General features: G+C 61.5%; 4 protein-coding genes. 2 read left to right on the top strand and 2 right to left on the bottom strand.

Going from position 1 to position 6,683, the window contains the following annotated elements:
- Positions 1–129 precede the first annotated feature (129 nt).
- A complete protein-coding gene (locus QMX91_RS27645; protein ID WP_282413683.1) occupies positions 130–1,056 on the bottom strand; it encodes a LysR family transcriptional regulator in 927 nt (308 codons plus the stop codon).
- Between the two features lie 126 nt (positions 1,057–1,182).
- Between QMX91_RS27645 and QMX91_RS27650 the strand changes: the two genes are divergently transcribed.
- Positions 1,183–1,929: a 3-oxoacyl-ACP reductase family protein gene (locus QMX91_RS27650; protein ID WP_027613305.1), complete on the top strand. Its 747-nt coding sequence runs from the start codon at positions 1,183–1,185 to the stop codon at positions 1,927–1,929.
- A gap of 79 nt (positions 1,930–2,008) precedes the next feature.
- On the opposite strand, the gene QMX91_RS27655 is transcribed toward QMX91_RS27650, so the two are convergent.
- The gene (locus QMX91_RS27655) at positions 2,009–2,704 is read right to left on the bottom strand and encodes an HAD-IA family hydrolase (RefSeq protein ID WP_027613306.1); all 696 of its coding nucleotides are present in this window, start codon (positions 2,702–2,704) and stop codon (positions 2,009–2,011) included.
- A 246-nt stretch (positions 2,705–2,950) separates the two neighbouring features.
- Here QMX91_RS27655 and QMX91_RS27660 point away from each other — a divergent pair.
- Positions 2,951–6,683, top strand: a 3,733-nt coding sequence (locus tag QMX91_RS27660) for a DUF6531 domain-containing protein (RefSeq protein ID WP_282413684.1), incomplete at its 3' end; no start/stop codon positions are given.

A 6,683-nucleotide genomic window follows, 5' to 3' on the forward strand; every position in this document is an offset into this window, starting at 1 on the left:
GTTCACAGACGAATACCGAGTCGTATCCTTCGCGAGCAAGCCCGCTCCCACATTGGATTTGTGAACGCCACAGATCCAATGTGGGAGCGGGCTTGCTCGCGAATGGGTCAACTCGGTGCCACGTCTTGCTCAGAAAGCACTGAACCGCCGAGCCAACCCCTGCTGCGCAAATTGCTCAATCACAAAATCGACAAACGCCCGAGTCTTGCCCGGCAACAATTTATGCTCGGCGTAGTAGATCGAAATGTTGCCGTCATCGATGTACCAGTCCGGCAGCACCCGTTGCAACGTGCCCGCCTCGAGGTAACCCACGGCAAACGGCATGCTGACCAGCGCGATGCCCAGCCCTTGTGCTGCCGTAGCGCAGGCGGCTTCGGAGTCGCTCATGGTCATTCGCGTCTTGAGGGTCAAGGGCTGACAGAGCTGACTGCCGCCACTGATCAACTGCCAGGAGCGCACCCGACCGGTTTGCGGCGAACGAATCAGGATGCCATCGTGACGTTGCAGGTCATCCGGTTCGGCGATGGCTTCGTGCCTTTGCAGATACTCAGCAGATGCGACCAACACACGATGCGCGGGTGCCAATCTGCGTGCGACCACGCCTTGGGGCAATTCAAAGCCGCCGCCAATCGCCGCATCGAAACCCTGCCCAATCAAATCGACCTGACGGTTATCAAAATGCCAGTCAGGGTTGATCGCCGGAAACCGACGTAAAAATTCTTGCAGCAATGGCACGATGTACAAGCGCCCGAATACCGTGCCCATGCTGACTTTCAACGTTCCCGCCGGCAGCCCTTCCACACTCGACAGATTGGCCACCGCATTCTGAATCGTCGTCAGACTGCCACTGACCTGACTCAAAAACAGCTGACCGGCCTCGGTCAGGGTCAGGCTGCGTGTACTACGCTGGAACAGCCGTACACCGAGCCGCACCTCGAGCTTCGCCACACTCTTGCCGACGGCGGCCGGGGTCAGGCTCAAGCGCCGGGCGGCTTCGGCAAAGCTGCCGACTTCGGCGCTGCGCACGAAGCATTCGATGCTGCTGAAAGTTTCCATGATCGCCACTATAAACTTCTGGTTTACACAGACTATAGCAATCATGGTCTACACGGTTGTCGATGCGAGGCCGATACTCGGCTCCAACAACAAGGCACCCCGCCTTGAATTTTCTGGAGATCGAACATGACCACTCAACACCTCAGCGGCAAAGTCGCTCTGATTCAAGGCGGTTCCCGTGGTATCGGCGCCGCCATCGTCAAACGCTTGGCCGCTGAAGGCGCCGCTGTCGCATTCACCTACGTCAGCTCCACCGCCAAGGCCGAAGAGTTGCAGAACAGCATCACCGCCAGCGGCGGCAAAGCCTTGGCGATCAAGGCCGACAGCGCCGATGAAGCCGCAATCCGCAATGCTGTCAGCGCCACCGTCGAAGCCTTTGGCCGCCTGGATATTCTGGTGAACAACGCCGGCGTCCTGGCCATCGCGCCGCTGGAAGACTTCAAACTGGAAGACTTCGACCAGACCCTGGCGATCAACGTGCGCAGCGTGTTCATCGCTTCTCAGGAAGCCGCCAAGCACATGGGCGAAGGCTCACGCATCGTCAACATCGGCAGCACCAACGCCGACCGCATGCCCTTCGGCGGTGGCGGGGTGTACGCGATGAGCAAATCGGCACTGGTCGGCCTGACCAAAGGCCTGGCCCGGGATCTGGGCCCGCGCGGCATCACCATCAACAACGTGCAGCCCGGCCCGGTCGACACTGACATGAACCCGGCCCATGGCGATTTCGCCGAGAGCCTGATCCCGCTGATGGCCGTCGGTCGTTACGGCACCGCCGATGAAATCGCCGGTTTCGTCGCTTATCTGGTCGGCCCGGAAGCCGGTTACATCACCGGTGCCAGCCTGACCATCGACGGTGGTTTTGGCGCCTGATTGCGCTGAATCCCGGATACAAAAAACGCCGCGCCTCCTTACAGAGGGCGGCGTTTTTTTATCGGCGCTTATTGGCTGATCAAGCCCATTCCAGCGCCGGCAAACCGCAGGCACTCGGGGTGAACGCCTTGAGCGTGCGCAAAATCCCGTCGGCATGCGCGTATTTTTCATCGGCCATGGCCGCGTCGGGAATCGCAATGGCAGTCATTCCCGCCGCTTTCGCGGCGGTGACGCCAAACGGCGAATCCTCGAAGACCAGACAGTCTTCAGGCGCTACACCCAGACGCCGGGCGGCGGTGAGGAAAATATCCGGCGCCGGTTTTGCTGCGCCAACTTCCGGGTCGTCGGCGGTGACGATGAAATCGAACAGGGCAAACCAGTCGCGGTGCAAGGTGGTTTTCTGGCCGAACGACTGCCGCGACGAACTCGTGCCCACGGCGATCGGAATGTTGTGCGCCTTGAGGTGACGAATCAGCTCCTCCGCGCCCGGCATCGCCTGGGCCTTGGGGAAGCGTTCACGCATCAGCGGCTCGCGGATCAGCAGAAACTCTTCGGCGCTGATCGGCAGATCCAGCGCCTGCACCACGTAGTTCGCCAGGTCATTGGCGCCACGACCGATGATGTTCTGTTTAACACTCCAGTCGAAGGTCCGCCCGTAACGCTCGGCAATGAGCGAGGTGACCTCGGTGTAGATGCCTTCGGTGTCCAGCAGCAAACCGTCCATGTCGAAAATCACGGCCTTGATCGGGCCAAACGTCTTCATCGGTGCATTCATCATCGGATCCGTTATCAAAAACATCCCGGGCGGCCCAGCCGGCGCCGCTACGCGGATCTGATTAATGGGTTCAGCAGCATAGCGAGGCCAGCGGACATTGAGCAACGGGCAATGTTTACGGGCGGTGGAATGACTCGCTGACATTTAGCGAAATGCCCTACAGATAACGCCTACTTTCCCGACTTCTTTCCATGTTGATCCCCCGCAAAGTCCGCGCACCTCTTTCATGTGCGCGAGTGCTTGCGAATGTTCCAAACCGATCGGCTCCTGGCCCTGAACAACAGCATCGGCCTGCTGGTGGTTGCCGCCCTGAACCCGCAACACCCGGACTTCGAAACGCTGATCCGCGAGTTCCGCCTGTGCCTGAACAACTACGAGGCCTGGGCCGAGCAGCTCTGGACGGGTACGGCACTGGATGTCGAGCAGGTGTTCAAGGTCGGCGACGACGTGCACCTCAGCGCTCCGGTCAAATCCCGCCAGCCGATCCAGACCTCGGTGGTCATGTGCCCCGCGAGCGGCCCGTTGACCCTGGTGCACCTGTTCGAGGCGGCGCGCTTCGTACCGATCGGCGATACCCCGGTGCTGCTCGAACCGGTGATCGGCGAAATCGACGGGGTATTGAGTTTCGGTGAACCACTGCGCCATACCATCGGCCCGAGCGGCATTCTGGAAGTCAGCGACTGCGACCGGGGCCAGCGTTATCGCATCACCTTCTTTCCTGATGTTTCCACCGACCATATCCAAGCGCTGTACGCCTCCTATAAAGAGATTCTGGACGGGATGGAGGTCTGGCTTCGCCAGGAGTGGGACGGGTTTCAGCCGCTGTGGGCGGAGTTTTCCGGCGCCGGTTTGGCTGATCGTTACCAGCAGTTGCAACAGGCCGACTGGCGCGGTTTCGAGAAAGCCCTGCACGACATCTGGGATGACGTTAAACAGCTGTTTGGCCTGCTCGCCGACCTGCAGGCCAACAGCGAAAAACTCCTGCAGTACCTGAGCGATGTCGAGCTGCAAGCGCTACTCGACGCCTCCAGCGAGGCTATCGCCAATGGCTTGCTGATCCTCAGTGACGAGCCGTTGCTGTTTATCCATCTGGCGGCATTTAGCAGTTGGTTGAAGATGCTGCCGCCGCAGTACCTGGCAGAAGTAGTGGCCGAAGTCCGGGTCGAGTTGTTGATCAGTTTTCTGCTGATGCGGGTTTCTGGCGGCGTTGGCGTGCCCGTGCGACTGAGCAGCAAGGTGCTGAGCAAGATCAAGTCGCCCCGGGCGCGGCAATGGCTGGCCGCATCGGCCTTGCGCCTGAGCGAACTGACCTCCACTGCGGATCTGAGCAAGCACGCGGGCGCGTTGAAGCCATTGATGGTCAATGCACGCAATGTGTCTTTGAAGCCGACACCAGCGATCCCTCTGAACATTCGCCAGGCCGACTCGGTCGTGCTGAGTGTTCCGAATCCGGCGCCGATGGCGCGGGAAAAGTCGCGGAACACCACCCGGATGGAGCGTCACGAACCCCGCGACGATGCTTCGAACCAGGCCAAAAACCCCAACGGCGACAGCGCCGATTGCGCGCCGCTGACCTGCACCAACGGCTGTCCGGTGTCGATGGTCACCGGCGAAGAACTGCTGACCCTGACCGACGGCACGCTCGATGGTTTGCTGTCGTTCGAGTTCACCCGGTTGTACCGCACCAGCGCGGTGGAGGTTGATGTCGGGCTGGGGTTTGGCTGGAGTCATTCGCTGGCGCATCGGCTGGAGTTTGATGGCGAGGCGGTGGTCTGGGTCGATCACGAGAACCGCCGCACGCGGTTTCCGTTGCCCAGCGTTGAGCGCCCGGCGATTCACAACAGCCTGTCGCGGGCGGCGATTTTTCTCGGCGATGAGCCAGAGGAACTGATCCTCGCGCTGGCCGGGGATACAGCGCGGTTTTATCACTTTCGTGCCGGGCGGCTGGTGGCGGTCAGTGATGCGTATGGCAATCGGCTGACGGTGCATCGCGATCATCAACAGCGGGTTTTCCGCTTGGACAATGGCGCGGGTCGGTCGCTGCTTTTGCGCTACGACCGGGCGCATCTGGTGGCGGTTGATTACCAGGTGCTTGAGGCTGATGGCTGGCGTACCGAGCAAACGCTGGTCAGTTATTGCTACGACGCCCGTCAGCGTTTGTTGGCTGCGACCAACGCGGTCGGTGACAGTGAGCGTTACGACTACGACGATCAGCACGTCATCCTGCAGCGGCAACTGACCGGCGGCGCGAGTTTCTTCTGGGAATGGGAACGCTCGGGCAAGTCGGCGCGTTGCGTGCGGCACTGGGCGTCGTTCGCGCAGATGGACACCCGTTACGTCTGGGCCGATGACGGCAGCGTCGCGGTGCACTACGTCGATGGCAGCGAAGAAACCTACGTCCACGACGACAGCGCACGGCTGGTGCGCAAGGTCGCGGCCGATGGCGGTGAGCACCTCAAGGCTTATGACGATCAGGGCCGGCTGATCGCCGAGCAGGATCCGCTGGGCGCGGTCACCGAATACCGTTACGACGACGTCGGACGGCTGATCGCGCTGCTTCCGCCGGACGATGAGCCAACGTCCTACGAGTACCGCAACGGTTTCCTGCACAGCCGTTCTCGCGGCGAGGCGGTGTGGACGTTTCGGCGCAACGCCGAGGGCGATGTCACCGAGGCGGTCGATCCCGACGGACAGGTCACCCATTACTACTACGACACGCGCGGGCAGTTGCTGTCGATCCGTTACCCGGACACCAGCCGGCACAAGTTGTCGTGGAACGACCTCGGGCAACTGATCGAGGAAACCCTGCCCGACGTTGGTGTGCGGCGCTTTTCCTACGACGCGCTGGGGCGACGGACGACCACTTGCGACGAGCACGGCGCGATCACCCGCCAGCAGTGGGACGCTGTTGGCCGACTAATTCAGACGACCTTTCCTACGGGCGCTACCCGTGCCTACAGCTATGGCGCTTACGGCCAAGTCACTGCCGAGCGCGACGAACTCGGGCGCATCACCCGCTACGAGTATGACGACGACCTGCACCTCGTCTCGCGCAAGATCAACCCCGACGGCACGCGGGTGCAGTACCGCTACGACCATGCGCAACTGCTGCTGACGGAAATCGAGAACGAGTCCGGGGAAAAGTATCGCCTGGACTACACGCCAACCGGATTGATCCGACAGGAAACTGGCTTCGACGGCCGGCGCACCGCTTACGCCTACGACCGCAACGGGCACCTGCTGGAAAAGAACGAGTTCGGTGATGACGGCTCGACGCTGGTCACCGTCTACGCGCGTGATGCGGCCGGGCGCTTGCTGCTGAAAACCCTGCCGGACGGGGTTGAGGTGGCTTACACCTATGACCGACTGGGCCGTTTGACCGGGGTCGATGACGGTCAAAAGCATCCACTGGCCTTTGAATATGACCGGCAGGACCGGCTGATCACCGAGCATCAGGGCTGGGGCACCCTGCGTTATGTCTACGACGCTTGCGGCCAGCTCAAGCGCCAGCGTCTGCCGGACAACAGCAAGCTCGACTATCACTACGCCAAGGGCGGCGCGCTGACCGCCATCGACCTCAATGGCACGCGGCTGACCAGTCACGTCTACCTGTCCGGTCGCGAACAACAACGCCAGCAAGGCCTGCTGCGCAGCGATTATGCCTACGACGATCAGGGACGTTTACTCGCCCACGCTGTAGGTCATCAGCACGACTCGCTGTATCGCCGGGATTATGCCTACAGCGCCAACGGCAACCTCGAGCACATTGCCGACAGCCGCCACGGCCAGCGCACCTATGGCTATGACGCCCTCGACCGCTTGATCCGCGTCCGTCACTCGCGCGACGAACTGCCGGAATCCTTCGCCCACGACCCGGCCGGCAACCTGCTGATGCAGGATCGTCCCGGCCCGACCCGGATCAAGGGTAATCGCCTGCTGATGCAGGGCGACCGCCATTACGACTACGACGCCTTCGGCA

Origin of the sequence: Pseudomonas sp. PS01299, from assembly GCF_029960145.1 — a bacterium.
GTDB lineage: Bacteria > Pseudomonadota > Gammaproteobacteria > Pseudomonadales > Pseudomonadaceae > Aquipseudomonas > Aquipseudomonas putida_A.